General features: G+C 57.1%; 27 protein-coding genes, 1 tRNA gene and 1 pseudogene. 11 read left to right on the forward strand and 18 right to left on the reverse strand.

Annotated features, from left to right (window positions below):
* Positions 1 to 56: 56 nt before the first annotated feature.
* The 3 genes from yajC to queA are packed head-to-tail and all read right to left on the reverse strand — an operon-like array spanning position 57 to position 2,626.
* Positions 57 to 395 (reverse strand): preprotein translocase subunit YajC, encoded by a 339-nt coding sequence (gene yajC, locus KO536_RS01675; protein WP_003443398.1) that lies wholly within the window; start codon positions 393 to 395, stop codon positions 57 to 59.
* 42 nt (positions 396 to 437) lie between these two features.
* On the reverse strand, positions 438 to 1,553 hold the full coding sequence (gene tgt, locus KO536_RS01680; RefSeq protein ID WP_133075983.1) for a tRNA guanosine(34) transglycosylase Tgt: 1,116 nt from the start codon (positions 1,551 to 1,553) through the stop codon (positions 438 to 440).
* Between the two features lie 11 nt (positions 1,554 to 1,564).
* On the reverse strand, positions 1,565 to 2,626 hold the full coding sequence (gene queA / locus KO536_RS01685) for a tRNA preQ1(34) S-adenosylmethionine ribosyltransferase-isomerase QueA (RefSeq protein ID WP_095001476.1): 1,062 nt from the start codon (positions 2,624 to 2,626) through the stop codon (positions 1,565 to 1,567).
* Positions 2,627 to 2,732: 106 nt separating this feature from the next.
* Between queA and KO536_RS01690 the strand changes: the two genes are divergently transcribed.
* From KO536_RS01690 to KO536_RS01710, 5 genes are all read left to right on the forward strand, one after another.
* Positions 2,733 to 2,817, forward strand: a tRNA-Leu gene (locus KO536_RS01690).
* Between the two features lie 164 nt (positions 2,818 to 2,981).
* The gene (locus KO536_RS01695) at positions 2,982 to 4,223 is read left to right on the forward strand and encodes a tyrosine-type recombinase/integrase (protein WP_219261001.1); all 1,242 of its coding nucleotides are present in this window, start codon (positions 2,982 to 2,984) and stop codon (positions 4,221 to 4,223) included.
* 244 nt (positions 4,224 to 4,467) lie between these two features.
* Positions 4,468 to 5,394: a hypothetical protein gene (locus tag KO536_RS01700; RefSeq protein ID WP_219260870.1), complete on the forward strand. Its 927-nt coding sequence runs from the start codon at positions 4,468 to 4,470 to the stop codon at positions 5,392 to 5,394.
* A gap of 77 nt (positions 5,395 to 5,471) precedes the next feature.
* Positions 5,472 to 5,723, forward strand: coding sequence for an AlpA family transcriptional regulator (locus KO536_RS01705; protein ID WP_219260872.1), 252 nt, complete (start codon positions 5,472 to 5,474; stop codon positions 5,721 to 5,723).
* Positions 5,724 to 5,985: 262 nt separating this feature from the next.
* Complete coding sequence (locus KO536_RS01710) at positions 5,986 to 8,535, forward strand: hypothetical protein (protein WP_219260873.1); 2,550 nt, start codon at positions 5,986 to 5,988, stop codon at positions 8,533 to 8,535.
* Positions 8,536 to 9,781: 1,246 nt separating this feature from the next.
* Here KO536_RS01710 and KO536_RS01715 read toward each other — a convergent pair.
* The 8 genes from KO536_RS01715 to KO536_RS01750 all read right to left on the reverse strand — a co-directional run bounded on the left by KO536_RS01715 (position 9,782) and on the right by KO536_RS01750 (position 16,998).
* The gene (locus KO536_RS01715; protein WP_219260875.1) at positions 9,782 to 10,993 is read right to left on the reverse strand and encodes a DUF3883 domain-containing protein; all 1,212 of its coding nucleotides are present in this window, start codon (positions 10,991 to 10,993) and stop codon (positions 9,782 to 9,784) included.
* Between the two features lie 15 nt (positions 10,994 to 11,008).
* Positions 11,009 to 11,398 (reverse strand): nucleotide pyrophosphohydrolase, encoded by a 390-nt coding sequence (locus tag KO536_RS01720; RefSeq protein ID WP_257622706.1) that lies wholly within the window; start codon positions 11,396 to 11,398, stop codon positions 11,009 to 11,011.
* Between the two features lie 316 nt (positions 11,399 to 11,714).
* The gene (locus tag KO536_RS01725) at positions 11,715 to 12,158 is read right to left on the reverse strand and encodes an SRPBCC family protein (RefSeq protein ID WP_133079541.1); all 444 of its coding nucleotides are present in this window, start codon (positions 12,156 to 12,158) and stop codon (positions 11,715 to 11,717) included.
* A gap of 111 nt (positions 12,159 to 12,269) precedes the next feature.
* Positions 12,270 to 14,297: an LTA synthase family protein gene (locus KO536_RS01730; protein ID WP_219260876.1), complete on the reverse strand. Its 2,028-nt coding sequence runs from the start codon at positions 14,295 to 14,297 to the stop codon at positions 12,270 to 12,272.
* The gene (locus KO536_RS01735) at positions 14,297 to 14,896 is read right to left on the reverse strand and encodes a hypothetical protein (RefSeq protein ID WP_133079539.1); all 600 of its coding nucleotides are present in this window, start codon (positions 14,894 to 14,896) and stop codon (positions 14,297 to 14,299) included. The genes KO536_RS01730 and KO536_RS01735 overlap by 1 nt, the downstream gene beginning before the upstream one ends.
* Positions 14,896 to 16,164 (reverse strand): exo-alpha-sialidase, encoded by a 1,269-nt coding sequence (locus tag KO536_RS01740; RefSeq protein ID WP_219260877.1) that lies wholly within the window; start codon positions 16,162 to 16,164, stop codon positions 14,896 to 14,898. Before KO536_RS01740 ends, KO536_RS01735 begins: the two co-directional genes overlap by 1 nt.
* A gap of 22 nt (positions 16,165 to 16,186) precedes the next feature.
* Positions 16,187 to 16,732 (reverse strand): cytochrome b/b6 domain-containing protein, encoded by a 546-nt coding sequence (locus tag KO536_RS01745; RefSeq protein ID WP_219260878.1) that lies wholly within the window; start codon positions 16,730 to 16,732, stop codon positions 16,187 to 16,189.
* Positions 16,732 to 16,998: a PepSY domain-containing protein gene (locus KO536_RS01750; protein WP_219260879.1), complete on the reverse strand. Its 267-nt coding sequence runs from the start codon at positions 16,996 to 16,998 to the stop codon at positions 16,732 to 16,734. Before KO536_RS01750 ends, KO536_RS01745 begins: the two co-directional genes overlap by 1 nt.
* 146 nt (positions 16,999 to 17,144) lie before the next feature.
* Here KO536_RS01750 and KO536_RS01755 point away from each other — a divergent pair, with 146 nt between their 5' ends.
* Genes KO536_RS01755 through KO536_RS01765 form a run of 3 tightly spaced genes read left to right on the forward strand, consistent with a single transcriptional unit; the run spans position 17,145 to position 19,582 of the window.
* A complete protein-coding gene (locus KO536_RS01755) occupies positions 17,145 to 17,807 on the forward strand; it encodes a response regulator (protein WP_133079535.1) in 663 nt (220 codons plus the stop codon).
* Positions 17,804 to 19,231 carry a sensor histidine kinase gene (locus KO536_RS01760; protein ID WP_219260881.1) on the forward strand — a complete coding sequence of 476 codons (1,428 nt, stop codon included), beginning with the start codon at positions 17,804 to 17,806 and terminating at the stop codon, positions 19,229 to 19,231. The genes KO536_RS01755 and KO536_RS01760 overlap by 4 nt, the downstream gene beginning before the upstream one ends.
* Before the next feature lie 21 nt (positions 19,232 to 19,252).
* Positions 19,253 to 19,582 (forward strand): hypothetical protein, encoded by a 330-nt coding sequence (locus KO536_RS01765; protein ID WP_219260882.1) that lies wholly within the window; start codon positions 19,253 to 19,255, stop codon positions 19,580 to 19,582.
* Here the strand turns inward: KO536_RS01765 and KO536_RS01770 are convergent.
* From KO536_RS01770 to KO536_RS01790, 5 genes and pseudogenes are all read right to left on the reverse strand, one after another.
* A pseudogene (locus tag KO536_RS01770) lies at positions 19,583 to 19,861 on the reverse strand (cytochrome c family protein); the annotation flags it as partial. It lies immediately after the preceding gene.
* Between the two features lie 7 nt (positions 19,862 to 19,868).
* Positions 19,869 to 20,240, reverse strand: a complete 372-nt coding sequence (locus KO536_RS01775; RefSeq protein WP_133079532.1) for a hypothetical protein — start codon at positions 20,238 to 20,240, stop codon at positions 19,869 to 19,871.
* A 123-nt stretch (positions 20,241 to 20,363) separates the two neighbouring features.
* Positions 20,364 to 20,771, reverse strand: coding sequence for a cytochrome c family protein (locus KO536_RS01780; protein ID WP_219260883.1), 408 nt, complete (start codon positions 20,769 to 20,771; stop codon positions 20,364 to 20,366).
* A gap of 92 nt (positions 20,772 to 20,863) precedes the next feature.
* Positions 20,864 to 21,424 carry a DUF924 family protein gene (locus tag KO536_RS01785; RefSeq protein ID WP_133079530.1) on the reverse strand — a complete coding sequence of 187 codons (561 nt, stop codon included), beginning with the start codon at positions 21,422 to 21,424 and terminating at the stop codon, positions 20,864 to 20,866.
* Between the two features lie 28 nt (positions 21,425 to 21,452).
* Complete coding sequence (locus tag KO536_RS01790) at positions 21,453 to 22,070, reverse strand: LysE family translocator (RefSeq protein WP_219260885.1); 618 nt, start codon at positions 22,068 to 22,070, stop codon at positions 21,453 to 21,455.
* On the opposite strand from KO536_RS01790, the gene KO536_RS01795 reads away from it, so the two are divergent.
* Entirely contained in the window at positions 22,021 to 22,170 is a 150-nt protein-coding gene (locus tag KO536_RS01795) for a hypothetical protein (protein WP_219261012.1), read from the forward strand. The two genes, KO536_RS01790 and KO536_RS01795, sit on opposite strands and share 50 nt — an antisense overlap.
* 68 nt (positions 22,171 to 22,238) lie before the next feature.
* The gene (locus tag KO536_RS01800) at positions 22,239 to 22,691 is read left to right on the forward strand and encodes an Lrp/AsnC family transcriptional regulator (protein ID WP_133079528.1); all 453 of its coding nucleotides are present in this window, start codon (positions 22,239 to 22,241) and stop codon (positions 22,689 to 22,691) included.
* 122 nt (positions 22,692 to 22,813) lie between these two features.
* Here the strand turns inward: KO536_RS01800 and KO536_RS01805 are convergent, their stop codons facing one another.
* Positions 22,814 to 23,731 carry a LysR family transcriptional regulator gene (locus KO536_RS01805; protein WP_219260886.1) on the reverse strand — a complete coding sequence of 306 codons (918 nt, stop codon included), beginning with the start codon at positions 23,729 to 23,731 and terminating at the stop codon, positions 22,814 to 22,816.
* A gap of 118 nt (positions 23,732 to 23,849) precedes the next feature.
* On the opposite strand from KO536_RS01805, the gene KO536_RS01810 reads away from it, so the two are divergent.
* Complete coding sequence (locus tag KO536_RS01810; protein ID WP_133079526.1) at positions 23,850 to 24,737, forward strand: SDR family oxidoreductase; 888 nt, start codon at positions 23,850 to 23,852, stop codon at positions 24,735 to 24,737.
* Between the two features lie 63 nt (positions 24,738 to 24,800).
* Here the strand turns inward: KO536_RS01810 and uxuA are convergent, their stop codons facing one another.
* Positions 24,801 to 25,976: a mannonate dehydratase gene (gene uxuA / locus KO536_RS01815; protein WP_219260888.1), complete on the reverse strand. Its 1,176-nt coding sequence runs from the start codon at positions 25,974 to 25,976 to the stop codon at positions 24,801 to 24,803.
* Positions 25,977 to 25,987 lie beyond the last annotated feature (11 nt).

Consider the following 25,987-nt stretch of genomic DNA (forward strand, 5'->3'; position numbering starts at 1 on the left):
GCCCGCTTAAAACGCGGGGCGCCTTGCGCGCCCCGTCGATTGTTAAAAGTTGAAACTTAGATCGCTTTCAGCGTGCCTTTAGGCAACGTGGCTGCAACAGAGCCTTTCTGAATTTTCAGCTCGACAGTGTCAGACACTTCGATAACAACAAAAGCGTCAGAAACCTTGACGATCTTGCCGGCGATGCCGCCAGTGGTCACGATCTCGTCGCCTTTTTGCAGGTTACCCAGAAGGGCTTTCTGCTCTTTGGCGCGCTTGGCCTGTGGACGCCAGATCATCAGATAGAAGATGACCAGGAAGCCGACCAGGAAAATCCATTCAAAACCGCCACCCATAGGGCCAGCAGCGGCAGGTGCAGCAGCGTCCGCGAAAGCGGAAGAGATGAAAAAGCTCATTAAGCACTCCAGTTGCAATGTTGTTTCTTAAAGGTCCGAAACTCAGTCCAAAGGCGGCACAGGAAGCCCGCGCTTGGCATAGAAGGCGTCGACAAAGGTGGCCAATGTACCCTGTTGAATAGCCTCGCGCAAACCAGCCATGAGCACCTGATAGTGCCGCAAATTATGGATGGTATTGAGCATGCTACCCAGCATTTCGCCGCACTTGTCCAGATGATGCAGATAAGCGCGAGAGAAGTTCTGGCAGGTATAGCAATCACAGGTCGGATCCAGCGGCGAATCATCATGGCGATGGAACGCATTGCGGATCTTGATGACACCGGTGTCGATAAACAGATGCCCATTGCGGGCATTGCGGGTTGGCATCACGCAATCGAACATGTCCACACCGCGGCGCACACCCTCAACGAGATCTTCCGGCTTGCCAACCCCCATAAGGTAACGAGGTTTGTCAGCGGGCATCATCGCGGGCAGGTAATCCAGCACCTTGATCATTTCGTGCTTGGGCTCGCCTACGGACAAACCGCCGATGGCCAGGCCGTCAAAACCGATTTTGTTCAGACCTTCGAGCGAGCGCTCGCGCAGGTTCTGGTGCATGCCGCCCTGAACGATACCGAACAGAGCCGCCGTGTTGTCGCCATGGGCATTCTTGGAGCGCTGCGCCCAGCGCAACGACAGCTCCATGGAAACGCGGGCCACATCTTCATCCGCCGGGTACGGCGTGCACTCGTCAAAAATCATGACCACGTCGGAGCCCAGGTCACGCTGTACCTGCATCGACTCTTCCGGCCCCATGAACACCTTGGCGCCATCTACCGGCGAAGCAAAAGTCACGCCCTCTTCCTTGATCTTGCGCATGGCGCCCAGGCTGAACACCTGGAAACCACCCGAGTCAGTCAGGATCGGACCCTGCCATTTCATGAAGTCGTGCAGGTCGCCGTGCTTCTTGATCACTTCAGTGCCAGGACGCAGCCACAAGTGAAAGGTGTTGCCCAGAATCATCTGCGCGCCGGTATCGACGATATCGCGCGGCAACATGCCCTTGACCGTGCCGTAAGTACCGACCGGCATGAATGCCGGGGTTTCGACCACGCCACGGGGGAAGGTCAAACGACCGCGACGAGCCTTGCCATCAGTGGCAAGTAGCTCGAAAGACATACGACAGTTGCTCATGCTTGATCCTCAGGGGCCGGGGCAGGAGCCGTCGGCGCAGGATTGCGGGTGATGAACATTGCATCACCGTAACTAAAGAAGCGGTACCCATGCTCAACCGCAGCCTTGTAGGCCGCCATGGTTTCGGGATAACCGGCGAACGCCGAAACCAGCATCAACAGCGTGGATTCCGGCAAATGGAAATTGGTCACCAGCGCATCGACCACATGAAACGGTCGGCCCGGGAAAATAAAGATATCGGTATCACCACTGAACGGTTTGAGCACGCCATCACGGGCGGCGCTCTCCAGCGAACGCACGCTGGTGGTGCCCACGGCAATCACCCGCCCGCCACGGGCACGGCATGCGGCCACGGCATCAACCACATCCTGGCCCACTTCGAGCCATTCGGTATGCATATGGTGATCTTCAAGACGCTCAACCCGCACCGGCTGGAAAGTACCCGCGCCCACGTGCAAGGTCACAAATGCCGTCTCGACGCCCTTGGCAGCGATAGCCTGCATCAGCGGCTCGTCAAAATGCAGGCCTGCCGTTGGCGCAGCCACGGCACCCAGGCGCTGCGCGTACACGGTTTGATACCGTTCGCGGTCAGAGCCTTCGTCCGGACGATCGATATAGGGCGGCAATGGCATGTGCCCGACACGGTCCAGCAGGGGCAAAACCTCTTCGGCAAAGCCCAGTTCGAACAACGCATCGTGACGTGCCAGCATCTCGGCTTCGCCACCACCGTCAATCAGGATTTTCGACCCTGGTTTTGGCGACTTGCTGGAGCGCACATGGGCCAGCACGCGGTGGCTGTCGAGCACCCGCTCAACCAGAATTTCCAGCTTGCCGCCCGACGCCTTTTGGCCAAACAAGCGAGCCGGAATCACCCGGGTATTGTTAAACACCATCAAGTCGCCCGGGCGTAAATGCTCAAGCAAATCAGTGAATTGACGATGTGCCAGTGCTCCGCTCTCCCCATCAAGGGTCAGCAGGCGACTGTTGCGGCGCTCCGCCAAAGGATGGCGTGCGATGAGCGAATCAGGGAGTTCGAAAGTAAAGTCAGCAACGCGCATGATAGGTTTCGTCTAGCAGGGCCGGGGAGTTTAACGGACTTAGTAAAAATAGACCAATAAGTTGTTGACCGACCTAAACCTCATCTCTATACTTCGCCGCCATTGAGCCCTGATGGCGGAATTGGTAGACGCGGCGGATTCAAAATCCGTTTTCGAAAGGAGTGGGAGTTCGAGTCTCCCTCGGGGCACCATATAGCAGTACCTGCAAGTCTCTACCAGGACTTGCAGCACAGAGAAACCGGCCCCCGAGCCGGTTTTTTTGTGCCTGACGATCTACCCCTGTCTACCCCTATCCGTTGTATCCCTGTATCCCCACTTGTATCCTGAGAAAAATACCGAACTTTGGGATACAAGGATGAAGCGCGCAGACATCAAGCGCCGCCCTCTGGCCGATACCACGCTGGCCGGGCTGGAGGCAGAGTCAAAAGAATATCGAGAGCTTGATGGGAGCGGTCTCTACTTCCGGGTAAAGCCTGACGGCGGCAAATCCTGGCAACTGCGCTACAAACGTCCGGCGGGCAATTGGGCCTGGATGGGGCTCGGGGGTTATCCAGAGGTCAGTGGTGCCGTGGCACGAGAGAAAGCTGCTGAACTACGCAAAGTAGTGAGTAGCGGTGCCGACCCTCTGGAACAGAAACGTTCTGCCAAAGCTGCCATCGACATTGCCAAAGCCCGCACTTTTCGCGCAGCCGCTGACGCATGGCTCAAGGCCAAAGAAGAAAAAGGCCTGGCACCCTCCACCCTCAACAAGATCCGCACCTACCTCGACAAAGACATACTCCCGGCACTTGGCGACAAACCTCTCGACGACATCACCCGCACCGATTGCGCCGAACTGCAGGCCAGCATTGAGGCTCGTGACGCCCACAACGTTGCCGAGAAATGCCGCACCTGGGTCAATCAGATCTTTGGCCGGGCCATCGGCTTGGGACTGACAGAGAACGATCCGGGGAGCCGCTTGCGGGATATTGCCGCGCAAGCTCCCAAGACTCAGCAACACCCTCACCTCCTCGAGCACGAGCTGGGTGAGTTTGTTCAGGCACTCAAAAACACCCCCAGCAGACTCACCGCTCGCACAGCGGCATGGCTTTGCCTGTGGACAGCCTCAAGACCGGGCATGGTCCGCTTTGCTGAGTGGAAAGAAATCGACCTTGAAAAAGCCCTGTGGACCACACCGGCAGAGAAAATGAAGATGCGCAGGGATTTTGTCAGCCCTCTACCCAAGCAAGCTATAGAGGCTCTGAAGGAGCTACAGGCATTAACAGGTCGTAGTAGGTGGCTATTCCCAGGAGTCGGCGCGAAGAACCCGACCATCAGCGAAAACACTATTAACAAAGTGTTCTCCACTATTGGTTACAAAGGTCGTCTTGTAGGTCATGGCACTCGACACACCGCGAGCACACTCCTGAGGGAGCATGGCTGGCCAAAAGAGCATGTGGAGGCTCAACTGGCACATAAAGAACAAGGCATCTCCGGGGTTTACAACAAGGCCCAGTATCTCGATAACCGAATCAAAATGATGCAGTGGTACGCCGACCACCTTGAAGATCTGAGCGCTGGGAATGTGGTGCACGCAGACTTCGGGAAAGCGATATGAATATACAACCCCTACCTTCCATAAAATCCGGTGTTACGTGTGTAACTCGTGTAACGAAAACAACCAAGTACATGAAAATAAAGGATTTTTTATTCGTAACACTCTCTACACACACAAACTCAGCAACGTGTAACGCGCCCAATCTGTGTAACAGCAGCAGCTCACAAACCTACCTGCAGGTGCTCACACCCCGACACTTCTATCGCTGGTTTCATGCTCAAAAATGGGGCTCGGGGCAATCTGAATGAATTTCGAATTTGGCGTGGATACTGATGATCTAAAGATTGCAGGCTACAACGTGAAGTACTTACTTTGGGATATGGACGAAGCTGAAGCAGCTGTGCACAAGCTAGCGCTTTACCCCCAATTCTACGATCACTTCTATGAGGCATTTGATGTAATCAACATGGCCACCTCGTTCTGGCTCGACGAAGGAAGCTATACAGAATATGCCGAGTCCACGATCCAATCAGTATTTCATCTTCGCGACGTGATCGTGCAAGAAGCCAGCTTTATGCAGGCAGCATCCCTTCCAAGGGCTGTTCGCAATGTCATAGGCGTTGATCACCCTGCGACTGATTCACAGCTCACTGCAACCGTGGCACTGGTCTACAGCGTGGAAGCAGTGGAGATCTTGGCCAACTGGCTTTTCAACCTCGAAATCATCGTCGAGGGGATCGACGCAGAGCTAATTGAACAATTGAAAATGATGCCTTCGCGGGAATACCTAGACCTAGTTGAGAGACAAAGAGATCTCAACAGCGGCCTGGAAATCTATGCCCGGGAACAATTCGCCATCAGAAAAGGGGATGCTGAAAACGCCCTTCAATTGGCTGGCCTTTATCAGCAAATTGAAAACATCGATGTTTCGGTTAAGGGATTCAATGTTTCAAGCGTACTGCACGACATCGTAAGCACTGCGTTCTCTTCCAAAGCCTCGTTACGGTCAAGTGCAGCTGGCAAAGGCAATAAATCTCCTGACTCTGTGAAACAGCAAGAATCTCAGGATTTAAAGGACAGGATCATAAAGTCAGCCAAGCGGCACCTTCAAGCCAATGCCCAAAGCACAAAAACAGAACTCGTGAAAGCCCTTCATGCGGATGGCATTGCATCTAAACCGACTATTCGAAAGTACGTCGACGAGGGTAATTTCTTTCCTAAATTAAAATGAATAGCCAGGAAAGCAAACCATGTTTGCTTTCCGTTGCGTTCGTACCCTGTGCTGACTCTCACTTGCTAGGCACAGCTATGACGGACTATCTCACTCCAAAATCAAAAGCCCTTTCTCTCCGCGATCCAGGGACAACCTTGATCCGAATCACCGAAGTAATGGCCATCGTAGGCCTTGCTCGCCCCACCATCTACAAGCTTATGCAGCAACCCGAAAGCGGCTTCCCTACTCCAGTAAAACTAAGTAATAGCAATGCCCGCGGCGCACCTGTTGCTTGGGTACTAGGGGAAGTTCAGAGCTGGACTCGCGCCCGTACCCATTGTCATTGACGGTCTGAATGAGGCAGAAGACCCAAGAAACTGGAGGGATGAACTCGCCAGAGCGGAACAGCTTCTGGAGGACTTTCCGTACGTTCTACTGGTTGTCACTCTACGCAATGAGTTCGCGCAGATCTGCCTGCCGGAGGACTTTCCTCAAGTTGAGCACAACGGATTCCAAGAAGCCCCGAAGACGGCCATCGACAAGTACTTCGAGTATTACAAGATCGACGCCACCGATGCGGATCTGCCAATCGAGTTCTTGCAGCACCCGTTGACGCTGAGAATCTTCTGCGAGGTGGCGAACCCTCGGCACCAGCACATTGTCGGGGTGGAGGCGCTGCCCAATTCGCTGGCAAGCCTGTTCGAAGCGCACTTCAACAAAGTTGCCGAACGAGTTGCTGAGCTTTCAGCGACGGCGAATCGCATCTTTCAGGATGAGGTGCAAGATGCGCTGCTGACTATTGCGGGTCTCCTCTGGGAGGGCAACGCGAGAAGCGTGGAGTTCCAAGCTGCTCGGACGGCAGTTCGAGACGTGGGCCGTTGGGACGCCAGCGTCATTCGCGCGCTGGAGTCAGAAGGCGTCCTCGTTCGAACGACTTCTTCAGACGGTGGCCAAGGAATTGCGTTTTCATACGACCTGATGGCTGGACATATGATGGCGCGCCACCTGCTTGCCAGGCCGGCCTTAACACAGTGGCTGCAAAGCGATGAAGGACGCACGCAGTTCCAATTCCGTGAGCCTGGATCGCATACTTTCGCCTATGACGTGTTCCAGGCTCTAGTTGGCCAATATCCGCAACACTCTGGCAGGCGCCAGCTTTGGCAAGACGTGTCGGACGAGAATCTCGTCATGAATGCTCTGTTGTTGACGGCGCAATCAGACCCAAGGCAAATCGGGCGAGAAACGGTAGAACGGTTCGCGCGCGCAATGCAGGAGTCGAAGCAGTTCGCATGGAGAGCCTTCAAGAGACTTCGGAGTACCAGGGCAGCGCGAGCGCATCCGTATGATGTGGATTTCTTGCATAGCGTGCTCTTGGCCATGCCCAACACGCAGCGCGATCTTTTCTGGACGGAGTGGGTTCGCGAGACGTCTGAGGAAATTGAAAACGATTTAAAATTCCTGTCGACCAGATGGAAGTCGGGTGACCTAGACGAGCGCGAGATTCGGCGGGCACGCTGGGTGATGTGGACGCTGACATCTACGTCCAGAAGCCTTCGGGACGTGGCCACCAAGACCCTGTACGAGTTCGCCGCCAAGCGGCCTACAGAGTTTTTCCGGCTGGCAGTGGAGGCAATTGCCGTTTCAGATCCATACGTCCCCGAGCGGATGTTCGCCGCAGCCTACGGTGCGGCGCTGACCACTTGGTCGGACATAAATGCTGTGGAGATGCGTGAGGCACTGCCGAGAGTCGCTCGTGAGATTTATCAAGCGATGTTCGCGCCTGGCGCGACGCATCCTACCTCGCATGCTCTCTATCAGCAGTACTGTCTGGGAACCATTGCCATAGCGTGGGCGGTTGATCCGGCTTGCTTGTCTGAGGAGGAGGGAACTCATCTCCTTCCACCGTTTGGCCATCTGCCCAGTCCGTTTGAGAACATGCCGCAGTACGACTTGGCGGTGATCAAACGTGCGAAGCGCGCGGCGATTCGAATGGACTTCGGCAACTACACGATGGGGCGTCTGATTCCAGGTCGGTCGAACTACGACGACCGCAACCCAGAGTACCAGCGGGTGCTGCCAGCAATCGTTTCGCGAATGCTGGTGCTTGGCTATGACCCCGAGCAGTTCGAAGCTGCTGATCGGCAAATGGACTCCGGCCCTCGTATGGGAAATGACAAGCACAAGGTCGACAGATACGGGAAGAAGTACGGCTGGATCGCTTACTTCGAGATGTGGGGTGTCCGGTACGCGCGGGGCCTCCTTGCCGAAGAGCGCAGTGCTCGTCCTTCAGATGCGGACATCGACCCGACGTTCCCGCTTGAGGCCGCGAGCATCGACCTGCCGCTTCCAGTCTTGTTCAGCGGTCAGCCTACGGATACTGGCGACTGGATAGTGAGAGGTCCGCAACCAGACTATCGTGGCATCCTTGAATTAGCGGAGATTGATGGCCTGACGGGGCCGTGGGTCGTACTTGACGGGTTCCTCGAACAGAACGCCCCCGCTGATGACAGACAGGTCTTCACCTTCCTCCGAGGTGTGCTCGTGGACAGCGGAGAAGTCGACCGCCTGTGCACGTTGTTCACTGGCCTCGAGTACCCCGGCAATGACGCCATTCCGGGCGAGCCAAGCTACTACTACACCTATGCGGGTGAGATGCCTTTCTCTTCGATTCCGGGACTGCCTGTCACTGATGAGCAAGAGGGTGACCGCGCCGAATACATGGTGTCCGCTGATAGGTGGTCAAACAATGGCGTCGTGGTCGACATCCCAGTGCAGAAGTACAACTGGGAGAGCTACCACAGCGTGGTGAACCAGAACAGCGGTGCATGCCTGCCCTCTAAACAGCTCTGTCAGGCTTTGAGTCTCAGGTACTGCGACAACAAATGGGACCTGCACGATACTGCAGGCGTGGCGTCCCTGTACCGCGAAGTCGGCGAGTATGGCTCGCAGGTCAGTGGCTTTTTCAGCTATCTGCGTCGTGACCTTCTTGATAGCTACTTGACGCAGTCCGGCAAGACGCTGGTATGGCTAATGTGGGGAGAGCGTGGCCTCCATCACCGGTCAGTAGAGACGCACAACCTGCACGAGTACTACGCGGACCACCAGCATATTCACAAGCGCACTCACATCTATCAGCCTGCTTCGAGCACTCAATCGTAGACCGAATCAGGCGAGGGGACGCCGCCATTCTTGGGCGCAGTAGATGTTTTATGTAGGGCAGGGAGCCGGCAGCGTATTCATTACTCGGTGCTGGATGCACCGTTCGACAGCCTGAGAAGGTCGCGGCACCTTCAAATCAGCGCCTCGAATGTCCGCTCTCCGGGGCACCATTGCAGGCACAACCGGAGAGCACACCAAGTGGACTCGCAGGCATTAGCTTTCGAACCGCATCGGACTTCAGTGTCTTACAAGCGGTTAGTCAACCAATTACACGCCGATGACCGCTGGTGACAATCGCGGTCGGTAGGCACACAAACATCTATGGCCAGTTAAAACTAGGTGTTGGCTACCTGCGTCTGGCCGAAAGGGGCTTCTTCGTGGCTATGTGTTTGGGACAGTGAGTGTCGCTTCTGGGTCGAAAAAAGGTCGCTCGGAACGACTGCTATTGGCCGATTGCTGCCTCAGACCAACTACAAGCTTGGGGTCGATAGCGACCACTCCTAGGGGATACCACATGTAACACTCGCAGCTCTTGTAACACTTGCCTACGAGTACTAATCACAGCGATGTTACAACCAAAAAAAACCTTTAAAATCAGTTATATAAATTTATCCGTAACACACGTAACACACGTAACACCGCTTTCGAGAGACCATCCCCTAGCCCCCCAATCGGTGGAGCCTTCAGCGATAGGAGCAGAGGTACTTCCCGGCGCGTCAAAAGTACCGGGGGCCCCTGGTACTTATTGCTAAGTACGGGGCAGGAAACCCGCGCGATTGTGTTAGAGGAAAAGTGCACAGCTTAGTGAACAGGTGAACCGGGTGAACTGCTGGTTCACCAGTGCATTTGCACTACGGCTCAGGAGCCGCTGGGGACCCTGGGCATTTCGAGGAGACACGGGACAGGAAACCCGCACGAAATCGTTAGTGGCTGGGTTTCAAAGTTTGTTGACCACACTTGACCGGTTGACCCAGTTGACTCGCCTAAGTGTTCACTATCAGCAACACATCCAGTGCCCTACGGTGTTCCAAGTCCCCCTCTCCTCTTTTCTTCAATACCTTTCAATTTCAACGATTGAAATTTCAATAAGCTGGGTGCCCTGCTGCTAAAAAAATCCCGCGGGTTTCCTGCCCCGTATGGTCAAAAAATCCTCAGGGGCCCCCGGTAGTTTTGAGAGGTCGAGGACGAATTCTTGAGTGGGTGCTGCACACAACAGGTGGATCAGTAAGCGAGTACTCTCACATGTTCACTCATACTGATCAGGCTCTATACCAACATTCACTCGGTAGCTCACCGGAGTTCTGGGCAGACCTAACAGCTCATAACCAGACAGCCTATAGTCGTAATGTTTGCTCTTCCCATTACCCAGAGAGTGAACCCGCACAAGTTCAAAACTCTCCGGGTTGGCTGCCGCAAAATTCACCTCATTTTCAGAGATAAAGAAGGCTGTATTAGCATCGCCTGACGTGGTTTTGACCTCTAGGTAATACGGGGTGATCCCTGAGCCGGTGTCTCGCACTGAGCGAATGTCATAACCTGCACCATCACCCTCAGTTAGGGATACATGCACAACCTGACTGACGTATTGCTCACCATGCTCGGCATGCACGCGCAGCCTTTCTCGCTCAAACACTAGCAACTCACCTGCGAGGCCAAGGTTCTGATTGTCCGTAGCCTCCTGCAAGTAGTCCCGTTTACGCGAATAAGTGCCTTTGACCTCACCAGTAGTTGGGGGCTTCGCTTTACGCTTGGTCGGGCTTCGTGTGCCGCCATAGGTAGAGTTTGAAGAATCAAAGCCATTATTGGGTGGCGGGGAAAGAATCGGCAGATCCACTACACCGTAGGCAACATGGGTTGCTGATTGGGCTTGAACCTTGAAGAGCTCGGCAAGCTTGTCAGCATTTTTCTTCAGGCGCCCACCAGTGCCCATTGGGGCATATGTAAAGCCAACATCCTTCATCGCATTGAGGGACAAGCGATTGCTTGCCAAGTGTGCAATATGAGCGCCCAGGTCAAGCTTCTCTTCCGAGCATTGATCAATCATTGCCTGCACTGCTTGTGCAGGAATTTGACCAACATCCCCCAACCAGAGCACATCAGAAAAGTGCACTAAATTCGGCCACATCATTGGGGATGAGACGTTCGAATTTTGGCTTTCAATTACTTCAGAGAGCCAGCGAGGTTCTGTTTTCTTCGAAATACGCTCAACAATCCCAGCCCCAATAAAGCCAGAAGTCTTCGTTTTTGAGCTGTGATTACTGACGAAATTGCTGTTCGGAGGAATCGACTGAAAGACCAGGACATCCCCCTTTTTCAGCTCACTCCAGACACTTTCTTTGTCTGCATCAAACCCCCAAAACCCAGTTGCCAAAGTAGTCAGCCAATGCTCAATCGGGCCATTGGCCTTGCGAGCTTCACCCTTTGTAATTTCCTCAACAATCCGAGAAGTGATGTCCATTTCTAATTGACGTCCTTAGAGCTCATTGTATTTTTTGGCATTCCCGCGAGCTTTGTCGGCGGGGTATTTATCTGCATTGATTTTGAGCTTCCGATCGACCACATCCTGGAGGTTCAAAGATAGAACATCAGCAAGACGCAACAGATACAAGGTCACGTCTGCGACCTCCTCCTCAATCCTGCGCATGCGTTCAGCATCATCCTTGACCGAGCGTGCCTGCTCATCCGTTAACCACTGAAAATTCTCGAGCAACTCGGCTGCCTCCACTGCCAGAGCAGAAGCCAGGTTCTTTGGGGTATGGAACTGCTCCCAATCCCGTTCCTTCGCGAAGTCACGTAGTTGCTGCTGAACCTTCACCACGTCCATCTTATGTCCCTCTGCCTGCCATTTAGAAATAGGCTCCATTACCTATCCGGACTGCTGCGTTGCGCAACAGCAAACCACATTAAGAGGATAAAGATTCGGTCAGCACCCACAACCATGTATCCCTGCCTGTATCCCTAACCGAAAAATATCGCTGCAGGCCACGTTTTATATAGAACACACGAGTCTCCCTCGGGCACCATATAGCAGTACCTGCAAGTCTCTACCAGGACTTGCAGCACAGAGAAACCGGCCACTGAGCCGGTTTTTTTGTGCCTGAAAAACACCTCGGGCACCCCGGCCTGTATCCCAAACAAACCCATTGAATTCGGGATACAAGCAACCGCACCAACCAGCGTTACGGGATCTCTGGCTCGACTAGCCTCGCCAGCAATACCAGGGATTCCTGCCACCCGAGATAGCAAGCCTCGGGTGGAATGATCCCGGGGATGCCCTCTTGCACCACGCTCAATTCAACTCCGCAAAAGACCTCTCGCAAAGTTACCGTTGTCTGCATCACTCCCGGCAGGTCAGGATCATCAAAGGTGTCCGTGTAGCGGATCAGTTCATGGGGCACCAATTCAACGTACTCCCCGCCAAACGAGTGGACCTGACCGCTGTTGAAGTTGGTAAACGACATTTTGTACGTCCCGCCCACCTTTGCTTCCAGGTGGTGGACCTTGCCCGTGAATCCGTTCGGGGGCAGCCATTTGACCAGGGCATCGGCATCCAGAAATGCACGGTAGACGCGCTCTGGTGTTGCTTTGATGACGCGGTGAAGCCGGATCACATGCGTGGCCATGACAACTCCTGAAGTTATCGGATATCTCGGCTCTATAGCTTAGAAGACCACCCGCCCCTCGGGGCTTACGGTGACGAGTGACCTTTGTTGCACACGATCGCCTCCAGGACATCAACGCTCGCGAACATTGCGGTAAAGCATCAGGCGCGCACTTTCATGCAATCCCAGGGTCAAGGCTTGCAGGCGTTGAAACTCTTCAGGGTGCTGCTGCGCCACATCCTCCCTGGGAGTTTGCGACGCCAGGTCATGCAGCGTCGGTGAGCTGCCGTCGTGCTGCATTTGCAGCAGGAAGTCCTTGGTCACCCCTCCGATCACCGGAAAGGTCCCTTCGCTCAGTACCAACGGCACCATTCGCTCTCCCTCCGGCACAGGCTGCTGGATATCCCTGCCCATCGCACCATTGAGAAAGGGAATACCGGCCATGCCCGCCACGGTCGGCAGCAGGTCCGACAGACCAACCGCCTCTTCGATCACTTTGGGCTGCAACCTGCCTGGCGCGTAGATCAACAGCGGCACGTTGTTACTTTCAAGCCCCAGTTGTTCAAAGGCCGGCGCCATGTGCGGTATCTGGCTGATGCGGGTGTTATGGTCGCCGAAGAACACAAAAATGGTGTTGTCGTGGTAACCCCCCGCCTTGGCAATTTCCATCAGCCGACCAATGTTGTAGTCCAGCAGGCGCACGGCGTTGTATTGCTCGACACTGCGCGAACCAGCGGCCTGGACCTGTTCCAGGGAAAGATCTTTGACCACGAAATTGTCGTTGCTGGCGGGTATGGTAAATGGCCGGTGATTGCCGGAAGTCTGCACGTAAGCAAAGAACGGCTGGTCCCTGGCTACGGCGCGCAAGATGTCGTCACTCTCCTTGAACAGGTCCAGGTCGGAGATGCCCCACACATCCACCCGCGGCGAGCGCCAGTGACGCTCATCATAAAGCTTCACACCCTCGATACTCTGCCGGATCAATCCATTGATATTGGCCCAACCGGCATTGCCGCCGATCATGTAGAACTTCTGGTACGCCTCGAAGGCATTGATCAATGTGTGTTGGCGGGTAATCAGGGGGTTACGGGTTGCGGTTTCCTGGCGGGTGACGTCAGGCACACCGGTAATGCTGCCCCAGACCGTTTTCGCAGTGCCGGTGACCGGCACGTAGAAGTGTTTGAAGAACCAGCTCTGACTGGCCAGCCGGTCCAGATTCGGCGTGGGGTTGAGGGGGTTGCCGTAAGCACCCACGGCGCTGGTTCCCAGGGATTCAAGCATGACGAACATGACGTTGGGCGCACGCTCACCGGCAAATCGGTAAGGCTGCACGGCTTGCTCACGCACAAAGCTCAATTGCTCGGCATCGGGCCGCGTCACGCCCAGGTAGTGCGCCACTTGCGGGTAATGCTCTCGAACTTTGGCTTCATCGAATTGCGACTGCCCGACCCTGAGGGTGTCGAACAAAAACAGCACCGGGTTAAGGCCGACGGCGGCGATCTGGTTATTGCCGGAAAAGAAAGCATCGCTCCAGCGCAGAGGCACCGGGTTTTCCAGGTTGAGATTGGCCACGCGTCCCAACAGTGAAAGCAGGATGGCAACGACGCCGATCACGGCCACGGACGCTATGGCAACGACGCCTGCAGACTGCTTTTCACGATCCAGGGTGATCCGCTCAAGACGAATCAGCGCGTAGGTCCACAGCACAACGGCCATCAGCCAGCTCAGGGTTATCCACAGCACCGGATAGGTTTCCCAGACCATCTGCCGTGAAATCTGCGCGTCCTCCAGGTAACGCAGCACTGTGGCATTAAGACGTACGCCCAGGTAGGCGTAATGACCAAAGTCGATGATGTACACCAATCCGACTACGCCCAACACCAGCAACAAGTAGCCGCGCGCCAGCCAGCGCAATGCTCGCGTGTTCAGCAGGTTCCAGCGCGGCAGCCATGCCAGCAGAGCCAGCGGCAGCAACATCAGTACGGCCAGGCGCAGGTCGAAACGCAGGCCAATGCCCAGGGTTTCCAGCAGCGCGGCCTCTTGCAGGTCCACACCGGAAAAGCCCAGCACAAAAATCAGCCGCAGGCAGACCAGCAACGCAAATACCAACCCGATGGCGCATATGCCGTAACGCAGGCGCCGTGAGTACAACCCTCCCATCATTGACCTCGCTGCAGTTTTAAAAGAGGACGCCAGCCAGCCATCACCAGCATCCATAGCCCGACCACCAGGCAGTAGCCTGTCAGCAACGGGTCGATCAGATAGTCCCAGTAGTTTTCCGAAGCCTTGAGCCGCAGGGTAAAAGCCACGGTTGCCGCCGCCAGCATCCACACCGCCAGGCTATTGCGCAGCGCCAGCATCAGCAGGGCCACCGCCCCCACCAGCACAATCATCGGCCGGGGGTTGAAGCCCCAGCGGTAAGGATCGAAATAAGTCAGCCCCAGAGTGGCCGGATACAGAACCAGACTCAGGGCGCCAAACAGCAGCACCACCTGCAGTCGCTGCGCGCTCTTGAGTGGCTGCACCACACCCAGGCGGTGCAAGCAGACCCACGCCAATAACACCAGAGTGGTGATTGCCAGGTCATCGGTAAAGCTGCGCACATAACCCGCCAGCGCCAGCTCATTGACCGGAATGAAACTCACCACCACCAGTACCGGCAGCAACCAGGGACGCCAGCGCGCACCGAAGCGCACAGTACTGATCAGTACAAAACCCAGCAGGACAAAACTCAAATGGGCTTGCCACATTGAAAACATCACAGTCGCTCCGCCAGCCAGGCCTCATTGAAGCTGACATGTTTGATAAACGTGTTATTCCACGAGTACACCAGGTGGTACATGCCATCCGGGCTGCGACTGAAGTACGGATACTCGTATTCGAATTCACAGCCACGGGGCTTGCACACGCGGTAATCCAGGTTGCTCAGAAAACGCTGCGCCAGGCCCAAACGGCGGGCGCCGCTGGACGCACGAAACCCTTCGCCGATGATTTCCTTGTAAGCCTCAGGGGAGAACGGTTGACCCAGCGGGTCGGGGGACTGGTCCAGTTCCACCAGGGTGCGCCACTGATCAAGCTGCGCATCGGTGCCGTACAGGCTGAGTTTGAAGCGCCCGTCCTCAAGGTCATTGAGGGCCACCAGCAAACCGTCGTCCGCCGTACCGATTGCCGACAACGACGAATTGGGGTTGGAAGGTTCCAGCGGATACGGCTCACTCCAGGTCTGCCCGGCGTCTTGCGTGCGGCTGGCGAGCACCCGGTGATGGGTTTCACCGGCGTAGCGCAACATGGCGATTGCACGCTGGCCATCCTGAGCAACGATGGTCGGTTGCAGTGAGTGCTTGCCACGGCTGATGCGGAATTTATCGATGACTGCACCGTCGGCGCTCAAGTACAGGTACTCGGCAAACTTGCCCATGAACTCGTGGTACACCGGCAGGCCAATCGAGCCATCGGCATGAAACACAGGGGCAGCACGCACCAGGGTGCTGATGTTGAAGAACGGTGACGTCACCAACTGCCGGGGCACCGACCAGTTCGCACCCATGTCTTGCGAGACCATCACATTGATCGCGCTGGTGGCCCAGCCGCCCACCGACACCGAGACATAAAACATCCACAGTCGATTGTCAGGTCCCAGGGCGATGACCGGGTTGCCCAACTTGCGTATATAACGCCGGGTGCCGTCGCGGGTTGTCTCACGGGTAACCAGTATTTGCTCCGGGCCCCACTCGGTGGTTTTGGCATCAAAACGTGCAATGCGTACCTGCACGTCGGCAGCGCCCTCCCGGGAACCGGCAAACCATACCGCCATCAGGTCGCCGCCTGGCAGGGCCGTGACGGAGGACGAATGGACAAAGTCATTGAGATGGGAGGATACAAAGCGACTGTTGAATTGCGGGGCGTCCGTAGTGGACCCCCCTTCCTTGTCGGCCAGGGCAAAAGGCGCCAGCACATGGGGCGGATGGCTGAGCCATGCGGCAGAAAACACCAGTAGCAGGCAGCTGATCAGTAAAAACGGGCGCATAGAAAACCTGTTGAAAAGAGAGTTACTGAACAGGGTCATCCGGCAATCGCCTCCTGCGGCCGGTGAGCATGGATAACGGCAGGTTGTCCCGCACCTGGATACTTTCAAACAACGCCGCCAGCACATGAATGATCACCAGGGCCAGCAGCACATTGGCCGTGGCTTCATGCAAAAGCAGCGGCCAGTCGGCGCCCCACAAGGCGTCGACTTCCTGCATCAGAAAACCGCTGACACCCAGGGTCAGCAGGGCCAGCAACATCAGGATCATCACCAGCGCCCCCAAGGGCGAATGGCCAAGGCGATGCTGCGCACGGCCATTGAGCAGCGAACGCACATGGCCACTCAATCGCGCAGGTGTTGGCCAAAAGTCAGCCCAACGCGCACTGCGCGGGCCAACAAATCCCCACACCAGCCGCACCAGCAGCCAGGCCACGGCGTAATAGCCCAGCCAGACGTGCCAGTCGTCACCCGCTTCATTGAAGAAGTAATTGGCGACAAAGACTGCCGCGATGGAGAGATGAAACACCCTCACCAGCGGGTCCCAGAGGCGCAGGAATTGCTCCGGCATCAGCCCTTGATCTCGGCCTTCACGGCTTTACCCGTCACAGGGTCGTGATAGATCTCGACCTTGCGTTTGTCTTTGTCAAAACCGTAGATCTCGTAGCAATTGCCATCGGTGATCTTGAACTTGCTGATCTCGTAACCCTGGGCTTTCAGTTGTTCCTGAAAAGCCTTCGGGTCCTGCCATTGCGAGCGCTCGGCAGAGGTACATTGCGGACCGGCGATTGCCAGGGGGCTGGCAATCACCAAGGACAGCAGGAGAATTTTGCGCATGGAAATACCCTCAGTAGACGTAGGAAATCCACTGTGCAAAACCAACCTTAGGAAAAGCTTAGTTGGCAACGAGCTGTAACATCTTTCCGGGAATAGCCCCGGCCTGAACACGGCATGATGCCGCCGTTTCCTACAGAGATTGTGCTATGCGCCTGCTCCTCGTCGAAGATGATCGCGCCTTGGGCCAAGGCATTCGCGTGGCGCTCAGCGCCGAAGGCTATACCCTGGACTGGCTGCAAGACGGCGTCAGTGCCCTGCATGCCCTGCGCAGCGAAAGCTTCGATTTGCTGCTGCTCGACCTGGGCTTACCGCGCCTCGATGGCTTGACGCTGCTGCAACAACTGCGCGCCGAGCAACACGACATTCCGGTGCTGATCCTCACGGCCCGCGACGGTACCGGGGAACGTATCGCCGGCCTCGATGCAGGCGCAGACGATTACCTGATCAAACCCTTCGACGTTGAAGAGCTGAAGGCCCGTGTCCGCGCCCTGTTGCGCCGCAGCCAGGGTCGGGCACAACCGCTGCTCGAGCACACCGGTATCAGCCTCGACCCGGCGACCCAGCAAGTCAGCTACCTGGGCCTGGACATCATCGTCACCCCGATGGAATACCAGTTGCTTCATCAACTGATGGTGCGCCCCGGCAAAGTGATCACCCGCGAACGCTTGTCCCGCGCCCTTTATGGCTGGCAGGACCGGGTCGAAAGCAACACCCTGGAAGTGCTGATTCATAACCTGCGCAAAAAGCTGTCCGTCGAACTGATCCGCACCGTGCGTGGTGTCGGTTATGTGATGGAGCTCAAGCCATGAACTCGGTGCGTGCGCGCATTCTCATCCCGGTACTGATCCTGATCCTGCTGGGCGATGCCCTGATCAGCTGGCTGGTGTTGCGCGACAGCCACCATGAAATCGAAGAAGTCTATGACGCCCAGCTCGCCCAAACCGCCCGTCTGCTGCAAGGCGTACTGAACCAGCACGAGCCGGGCGAAAACAACTGGGACCGCCTCTACCGGGCTTTTGACGACGCCATGAGTCGGGTAGGCGAGGACGGTCCGGCCCATCCTTACGAAACTCGCCTGACCTTCCAGGTCTGGCGTAGCGACGGCCAACTGCTCGTGCGTTCTGCCCAAGCGCCAGTCCTGGAGTCACCGCCCACCACGCTGGGCTCCCACGACATCATCGAAAACGGCAATGACTGGTGCGCCTTTCTGCTTGCCGACCCGCAACAGGGCTTGCTGATCTGGGTGGGCGAGCGCGATGACATTCGCCAGGACCTGATCCAGCGCATCGTGCGCCACACCCTGTGGCCCACCCTCATTGGCGTTCCCCTGCTGACCATCCTTATCTGGCTGACCATCGGCTGGGGCCTCACCCCACTGCGCGCGATGGCCAGCGCCATTCGAGGACGCAGTACCAACACCTTGCAAGCGCTGAATCTCAAGCCGTTGCCAAGGGACCTGGAGCCGATGCAAACCGCGCTGAACCAGTTGCTGGTGCAGATGGACAACCTGCTGGAGCGAGAACGGCGATTCATTGCCGATGCCGCTCATGAGCTGCGTACACCACTGGCCATACTGCGCATACATGCCCAGAACGCCCAAGGCGCCGCCACCCTGGAACAGCGCCAGGAAGCCCTTGATTTCCTGGTGAGCGGCGTTGACCGGGCCACACGAATTGGCAGCCAGTTGCTGACCATGGCACGCATTGAGCCGAGCCTGAACACCACGACTCGCAGTACCGTGCAGTTGACCGTATTGGTGCGCGAAGAGCTGGCAGAACTGACACCACTGGCGATGGAAAAAGGCGTTGAGCTGATACTGGAAGGTGATGAGGAGTGCCGGGTTGAAACCGACCCTGTGGCCCTGGCCATTGCGTTGCAGAACCTGGTCACCAATGCGCTGAACTTCTCGCCAGCGGGTAGCGAGGTCAAGGTCCTGGTCTGCGCACAACCCTGCGGGGGCATCCATTTGCGGGTTGAAGATTGCGGCCCGGGTATCGAGGAACAGTGCGTCGAGCGGCTGTTCGAACGCTTTTACAGTCAGGGCCACGCCAACGGCGCAGGTCTGGGGCTGGCCATAGTGGAAATGATTGCCCGTAAAATAGGCGCCAGCCTGCAACTCTATAATCGCCCCCAGGGTGGCCTGTGCGCCGAACTGCGTCTGGAGCCGTGTATCCCGGCTCGTGTGGTGCCCTGTACAATCGCGCCAGCCCACACTCCCCTGATCAAACACTGAACTGACTAAAGGACCCGGACTATGGAATTGACGCTGGAGGCAGTCGCCCTTTTCTCTCTCAAACTGGTGCATGAGACAGACGGTGGCAGCCCGATTTTGCGCGACGATCCGGCCATGAGCGACTACCAGCGGGACGTCTTTGCCTTTGAGCTGAACAAGGGCAACTTCGACGCCATCCAGCTTAAAGTCGAGCGATGCCTGGACCTGGCGCTTGAGGCGCTGGGCGGTGCGCATACGGCCATGGGACGAGAGTTGCTCAAGCTGTCCGGCGATTTCACACAGGCCCAAACCCTGGAACAGATGCACCCCGCGCTGCTGACGCTCAAGGATTACCTGAAAGAGGTGCAGTGATCACTGCCCCTGGAATGTCTCAATGTAGGCCAGCAGGTTCTCGATTTTCTCGGAGTCCCTGATCCCCCAGAAGATCATCCGTGTACCGCTCACCACCTTTTTGGGTGCCTCGATATACGCCGCCAGTTTTTCCCGCGTCCACACCACGCCGGAGTTCTTCATGGCATCAGAATACTGATAGCCCGCGCTCGTGCCCGCCAACCGCCCGATCACGCCATTGAGTTGCGGGCCAAAACCGTTCCGGGCGTTTTCCCCGATGCTGTGACAACCACCACAGGTATGGCGTTCAAGATTGCGGAACGCGCTCGATATAAGACTTGAAACACTGCCCCTTCACCTTGTTGCTGAACTTTTCTGCAGCAGCCCATTGTTTTTCTTTTGTATCTTCTACCGGGTATGCCTGGGCTTCGCGTAAAAATCGCACGCGCATTTTCCTGGTGATGTCCGAAGGCTCATGGTAGGCATCGTAAACATAATCAACGGGCCTGCCCTCCTGTCGACTCAACATGATTGAGGCCGCATCAAGTGCCCAGCCGTCGCAATAAGACACTTCGCCGTTACTGAACTGGATAACGCCGTCCTTCATGGTCCAGGCCCCGGCTCCGCCCGCTACGAGCAAGCCCATTGCAGCTACCAGGGCTGACGCTGTCTTGCGCATGTTCATCTTCCTTCCCTGAAAAAACCGGAGGGTATCACCGCATCAACATAAATGCTGAAAGCCTCTCGTGCTGCCCCTTGGCCTTTTTTTAGCCAGCAGAAAAGCGATGATCGCGGCCCGGCATCAATGTGGAGGATCTTGCCGATGGAATTGCCCCTGGACGGACTCAATATAGGCCAGCAGGTTGTCGATCTTCTCCTGGTCGCTGATGCCCCAGAAGATCATCCGCGTGCCGCTCACCACTTTTTTCGGGGCTTCTATGTAGGCGGCCAGTTTTTCCCGGCTCCACACCACGCCTGAGTTTTTCATGGCGTCGGAGTACATGTAGCCCTCGCTGGTGCCCGCCTGACGTCCGATCACGCCATTAAGCTGCGGGCCAAAACCATTGCGCGCGTTAACCCCGATGCTGTGGCAACCGCCACAGGTTTTAGTGAACAGCTTGCCCCCCGCTTCAGCATCCCCCGCGGCTATCGCACCGTTACTCAAAAAAACGGCACAAAAGCTCAGGGTCAACACGGCTGGGTACTTCATCGGCAGCTCCATCAGGTGAGGGTGTTCAGGCTCAGGCGGCAATTATGCCTGTACGGCTGCGCCGACACCTTGCTGGCGGTCAAAATCTGCTCTTACCCCGCAAATCCGCCTTCATCCAGAAACGTGCGCTCCTGCCCGGTGGTTTCGCGCCCAAGCACATCATTGCGATGGGGAAAGCGCCCGAATTGACGGATGATATCGGCGTGCTCTTGCGCCCATACGCTGGCTTGCGGGCCAAGGCTGTGATGCAGTTGCAACGACAGCTGCTGGTCGGCAGCGTCTTCGGAGTGCTCGAACGGCAAATAACAGAACAGCCGCAAGTCTGCTTCAAGCGCCTTGTCCATGCCGCCATCGATCATGTGCCGGGCGTAAAAGCGTGCCAGCGGGTCGGTGGCAAACATGTGCGCAGTGCCGCGAAATGAATTCCGCGGATACTGGTCCAGCAACAACAGCAAGGCCAGCGCGCCTTCGGGCTGCGCCATCCAGTGCTCAAGCTCGCGCCTGGCGGCTTGAAAATGAGCCCGGTAGAAGGTCTCGCGAAATACAGCATCGAATGCCTCATCCTTGGCGAACCAGTGCTTTGGCCCTGCCTGCTTCCAGAATTCAATCACCGCACCCGGCGTTGTTTGCCCATTGCTTTCGGTGGTTGCCACGGTCTTATCCTCAGTAGTTGACCAAGCCTCAACTGTAGGTCTGCTCCGCCAGCAACACCACTGCAATCAGGACCATCACCGCGCCGGACACCCGGCTGACGTTTTTCGCAGCAGCAGGCCGGGTCTGCAACACGGCCCGGGCGCTGAAGCCGACCATGAGATACACCACCGCGCAACTGACCGCATGCAATGCACCCAGGGCAATGATTTGCGTGGGTATTGGCCAGGTCGACAGCGGGTCGGTAAATTGCGGCAAAAGGGCAAGAAACAACAACAGCACCTTGGGGTTCAGGCCGCTCACGCACAAACCTTTCCAGGCCCAGCGCGACCACGAGTCGGATACCTGCCCCTGCCCCGACTGAGGTGTCGCGGGGTCTCTGAGCATGCAAACCCCCAACCACAGCAAATACACGGCCCCGGCAACTGTCAGCCCGGTAAGAATCATCGGATTGCGCGCCACCAGGCCCCCCACACCCGCCGCCACAATCACCGTGGCCAGCAGATGCCCCGACAACATCCCCGCCACCGCAGGCGTCACCAACCGTCCTCGCATGCCCGCAGAAATGGCGTAAGCCCAATCGGCGCCGGGAGTAATGATGAACAAAAATGACACCGCCCAAAAAGCGGCCAAGACGCTGAGAGTCAAAGGGATTTCCTTTCTACGCTGGAATCGTGATGGTTTTTCAGGTGCCGCAGCCCCCTGCCTCTGCCAGCGTCAAAAGCGCCAGCGAGTAAAAGAAGAATAAGGAAATGCTGGTAGGATTATCTTTCGTTTATCCCAACCTATAGCCATCACAAGGGAAGGTTCTTCCACGTGGACCGAATAGACAGAAAGATTCTTGCGCAGCTACAAGCCGACGGCCGACTTTCGGTTACCGAACTGGCAGAACGGGTTGGCCTTAGCCTCTCGCCCTGCCATCGCCGCGTGCGGGCGCTGGAAGACTCAGGCGTGATCCTGGGCTATCGGGCCCTGCTGGCCCCCAGCGAGTTGGGCCTGAATTTTTCCGCGATGGTGTTCGTTACCCTGCGTGAAGTGACCCGTCAGGCGATTGCTGACTTTGAAACGGCGGTCATCGAAACCTCACAAATCGTCGATGCCCAACGGCTGTTCGGCGACCCGGATTATCTGCTGCATGTGGTCGCAGCCGATCTGCCAGCCTTCCAGCAGCTTTACGACGAGCGCCTGACCTCGCTGCCCAACGTCCAGCGACTGACCTCAACGCTGGTGATGAAGCGGGTCATTCAGGACCGCATGCTGCCGCTGTGAGGCTGCATAAAAACATGTGAAAGCTGGCTTGCCTGCGATGCAGACGATGCGCTGTCACTGCAAGACCGCAGTGATCCAATCGCGAGCAAGCCCGCTCCCACAGGGCGAGTGCAACCCGAACATTAATCCGCCAACGGAATCAACCCTGCTGCCAGGGCATCCAGCAAAACACGGACCTTGGGCAATGCCTGACGGCTTTTTGGCCACACCAAATTGATCGCCAAACCTTCGCTCGCCAGGTGGGGCAGCACTTCGACCAATGAACCATCGGCCAAATGCTGCTTGATCAGCCAGGTGGGCAACTGGGCGATGCCGCACCCCGCCAGCACCGTCATCACTTGCCCTTCCCCATCTCCTACGATGTACCTGGCGGGCATCACCCGGCGCTCTATGTCTCCGGGGCGGCTGCCTGCAAAGTTCCAGGGGCTGACCGTGCCGTCGGCCCGCCCATAGGCCACACACTGGTGATGCTCCAGATCGCGGTCGGTCAAAGGCGTGCCGTGAGTGCTCAGATAAGCTGGCGCGGCACAGAACACATGGCGCTCACGGCCCAGAAAACGGTGTTCCAGCGCAGCAGGCCAAATATCCGGCCCACCCACCCGCACGACGATATCCACACCCTCTTCGACCGGATCGATAAAGCGGTCCGAGAACGAAATGTGCGGCAGCAACAGGGCATGTTTCTGGACACACTGCAAAATGACCGGCACCGCCTGCAACCGCCCAAAGGCTGCAGGCAAGTCGATGCGGATCCTGCCTTGCGGCTCGGCATTATCGGCCTGCATGGCCAGCTCGGCTTCTTCCAGCTCGGCCAGCACCCCGGTGCACGTGCGATAGAATGCCGCCCCGGCATCAGTCAATGCCAAGCGCCGGGTGGAGCGCTGAAACACACGTACCCCAAGCCTGTTTTCCAGGCGTGCGATGGCCTTGCTGATCGCCGAAGCGGTCAGGTTCAAGCGCTCGGCAGCCGCCCTGAAACTGCCTGAATCCGCAACACAGACAAAGACATCGATACCCTTCAAGCGCTCGGAAGAAAACATGCACGCCCCGCCATTGGTGAATTCAGTTCATCTCATTCGATATAATGTATCACAAATACGCCTGCACTTCCCCAGTAAGCTTGGCGCCAAGCCCTTACCCAAGCATCAGGCACTTTTTATGACCTCGCACAAACCCACCGTTCTAATCACCGGCGCCACGGGCCAGATCGGCGGCGACACCCTGCGCAACCTCATGGCCGACGACACCATCACGCTGGTCGCGGCAGTACGCTCCCCCGCCAAGGCCAAGCCCTTTGAAGACCAGGGCATTCGCACCGTGATCCTGGACTTCGATAAAGAAGAGACCCTGGCCCCGGCGCTGCAAGGCATCGATCGCGCCCTGCTCGTGACCGGCTATACCGTGGACATGCTGCGCCAGAGCAAGGCGTTTCTCGATCAGGCAAAACAAGCCGGGGTGCAGCACATGGTGCATCTGGGCGCCTGCGGGCGTGACGACACCACCATCGGCCATTGGGCCTGGCACCAGTTCGTGGAGCGCTATATTGAATGGTCGGGCTTTTCGTTCACCCACTTGCGGCCCGAGTGTTTCATGCAAAACCTGCTCAGCTACGATGGCACCCAGGCCGTAAAAGCCGGGGTCATCGAGCAATACACCGGTGATACGCCATTCAGTTGGGTAGATGGCGAAGACGTTGCCCGAGTAGCGGCACAAGCACTGCTCAACCCGGCAAGACATGGGGGCAAGACCTACCGCCTGGGCTACGACGTGCAATCCTATGGCAATATCGCGGCCATCATGACCCGGGTGCTGGAGCAGCCGTTCAGCTACAACGCCCAGTCACCGGACGTATTTCTGGACAACATGCGCGCAGCCGGAGCCGAAATGGCCTACATGACGTGCGTAAAAGACAACTTCGCACGGATGGCTGCCGGGAAGATTCCCGGGGCCGACGAGACCTTTGACAACTTCTTCGAAATCACGGGCCGCCAGCCGGTGCGCTGGGAAGACTTTGTGCAAAAGCACCGCAAGGTTTTTGCCTATTGATACAGCCCTTTAGCCGCTGCCACAGGCAGTGGCTAAAGGGTCTGTGATGCAGGCCGCAGGGCGTTACGCCAGTTGCTGACGCATCGCCAGTTCAACCCCGCGAATCTCGGCCAGGCCTTTGAGGCGACCGATCAGCGAATAACCGGGGTTGCTCTTGCGGTGCTGGTCATCGAGCAACTGGTGGCCGTGGTCCGGGCGTAGTGGCAAGCGCGGGCCGCCTTCACGTTCACGGCGCAGGTCCTCAGCAACCAGCGCACCAATCACCCCGACCATGTCCACATCGCCACCCAGGTGATGAGCTTCGTGGAAGCTGCGCGGATCCGCTTCGCGGCGGGTCGAGCGCAGGTGGGTGAAGTAAATGAAGGGCGCAAACTGTTTGGCCATCGCCACCAGATCATTGTCTTCACGCACGCCATAGGAGCCGGTGCAGAAGGTCAGACCGTTGGCCGGGCTTGGCGCAGCATCCAGCAGCCATTGCGCGTCTGCCGCGGTGGACAGGATACGCGGCAGGCCCAGCAGCGCCCGCGGTGGATCGTCCGGGTGAATGGCCATGCGCACTCCCGCCTCTTCCGCGACCGGGATCACTTCACGCAAGAAATACCCCAGATGCTCGCGCAATTTCGCTTCGTCAATATCGGCGTAGGTGCGCAGTAAGGCGCGGAAATCTTCCAGGGTGTAATGCTCTTCGGCACCCGGAAGGCCTGCAATCAGGGTGTTGACCAGCTTCTCGCTCTGCTCGGGGGTGAGTGCGTCGAAATAGGCCTGGGCTTGCTGGATATCTTCAGTGCTGTACTCGGCCTGTGCTCCCGGGCGCTGGAGGATAAACAGGTCGAAAGCGGCAAAGGCGGTCTGGTCGAAACGCAGCGCCCAGCCGCCATCTTCCATCTCCCAGGCCAGGTCGGTACGGGTCCAGTCCAGCACGGGCATAAAGTTGTAGCAGACAATATCGATGCCGCAGCTCGCCAGATTGCGCACGCTCTGCTGGTAGTTGGCGATGTACTCGTCACGACGGCCACAACCGCGCTTGATGTCCTCATGCACCGGAATGCTTTCCACCACCGACCAGGTCAGGCCGGCGTCTTCAATCATTTGCTTGCGTGCGGCAATCGCTGCCACTGGCCATACCTGACCATTGGGGATGTCGTGCAATGCAGTGACAATACCGGTCGCTCCGGTCTGGCGCACATCTGCCAGCGAAATCGGGTCCTGGGGGCCAAACCAGCGCCAAGTCTGTTCCATGTCTATCTCCC

This window comes from Pseudomonas sp. NKUCC02_KPG, from assembly GCF_019345465.1.
Classification (GTDB): domain Bacteria; phylum Pseudomonadota; class Gammaproteobacteria; order Pseudomonadales; family Pseudomonadaceae; genus Aquipseudomonas.

Coding starts and splice junctions, on each gene's coding strand:
- KO536_RS01700 (WP_219260870.1), top strand. CDS start 4,468: ATGAATTTCGAATTTGGCGTGGATACTGATGATCTAAAGATTGCAGGC.
- KO536_RS01775 (WP_133079532.1), bottom strand. CDS start 20,240: ATGCGCAAGACAGCGTCAGCCCTGGTAGCTGCAATGGGCTTGCTCGTA.
- uxuA (WP_219260888.1), bottom strand. CDS start 25,976: ATGGAACAGACTTGGCGCTGGTTTGGCCCCCAGGACCCGATTTCGCTG.
- queA (WP_095001476.1), bottom strand. CDS start 2,626: ATGCGCGTTGCTGACTTTACTTTCGAACTCCCTGATTCGCTCATCGCA.
- KO536_RS01740 (WP_219260877.1), bottom strand. CDS start 16,164: ATGCGCCCGTTTTTACTGATCAGCTGCCTGCTACTGGTGTTTTCTGCC.
- KO536_RS01750 (WP_219260879.1), bottom strand. CDS start 16,998: ATGCGCAAAATTCTCCTGCTGTCCTTGGTGATTGCCAGCCCCCTGGCA.
- KO536_RS01695 (WP_219261001.1), top strand. CDS start 2,982: ATGAAGCGCGCAGACATCAAGCGCCGCCCTCTGGCCGATACCACGCTG.
- KO536_RS01720 (WP_257622706.1), bottom strand. CDS start 11,398: ATGGAGCCTATTTCTAAATGGCAGGCAGAGGGACATAAGATGGACGTG.
- KO536_RS01760 (WP_219260881.1), top strand. CDS start 17,804: ATGAACTCGGTGCGTGCGCGCATTCTCATCCCGGTACTGATCCTGATC.
- KO536_RS01730 (WP_219260876.1), bottom strand. CDS start 14,297: ATGGGAGGGTTGTACTCACGGCGCCTGCGTTACGGCATATGCGCCATC.
- KO536_RS01810 (WP_133079526.1), top strand. CDS start 23,850: ATGACCTCGCACAAACCCACCGTTCTAATCACCGGCGCCACGGGCCAG.
- KO536_RS01765 (WP_219260882.1), top strand. CDS start 19,253: ATGGAATTGACGCTGGAGGCAGTCGCCCTTTTCTCTCTCAAACTGGTG.
- KO536_RS01705 (WP_219260872.1), top strand. CDS start 5,472: ATGACGGACTATCTCACTCCAAAATCAAAAGCCCTTTCTCTCCGCGAT.
- KO536_RS01755 (WP_133079535.1), top strand. CDS start 17,145: ATGCGCCTGCTCCTCGTCGAAGATGATCGCGCCTTGGGCCAAGGCATT.
- KO536_RS01795 (WP_219261012.1), top strand. CDS start 22,021: ATGAACAAAAATGACACCGCCCAAAAAGCGGCCAAGACGCTGAGAGTC.
- KO536_RS01715 (WP_219260875.1), bottom strand. CDS start 10,993: ATGGACATCACTTCTCGGATTGTTGAGGAAATTACAAAGGGTGAAGCT.
- KO536_RS01745 (WP_219260878.1), bottom strand. CDS start 16,732: ATGCCGGAGCAATTCCTGCGCCTCTGGGACCCGCTGGTGAGGGTGTTT.
- tgt (WP_133075983.1), bottom strand. CDS start 1,553: ATGTCTTTCGAGCTACTTGCCACTGATGGCAAGGCTCGTCGCGGTCGT.
- yajC (WP_003443398.1), bottom strand. CDS start 395: ATGAGCTTTTTCATCTCTTCCGCTTTCGCGGACGCTGCTGCACCTGCC.
- KO536_RS01805 (WP_219260886.1), bottom strand. CDS start 23,731: ATGTTTTCTTCCGAGCGCTTGAAGGGTATCGATGTCTTTGTCTGTGTT.
- KO536_RS01725 (WP_133079541.1), bottom strand. CDS start 12,158: ATGGCCACGCATGTGATCCGGCTTCACCGCGTCATCAAAGCAACACCA.
- KO536_RS01735 (WP_133079539.1), bottom strand. CDS start 14,896: ATGTTTTCAATGTGGCAAGCCCATTTGAGTTTTGTCCTGCTGGGTTTT.
- KO536_RS01780 (WP_219260883.1), bottom strand. CDS start 20,771: ATGAAGTACCCAGCCGTGTTGACCCTGAGCTTTTGTGCCGTTTTTTTG.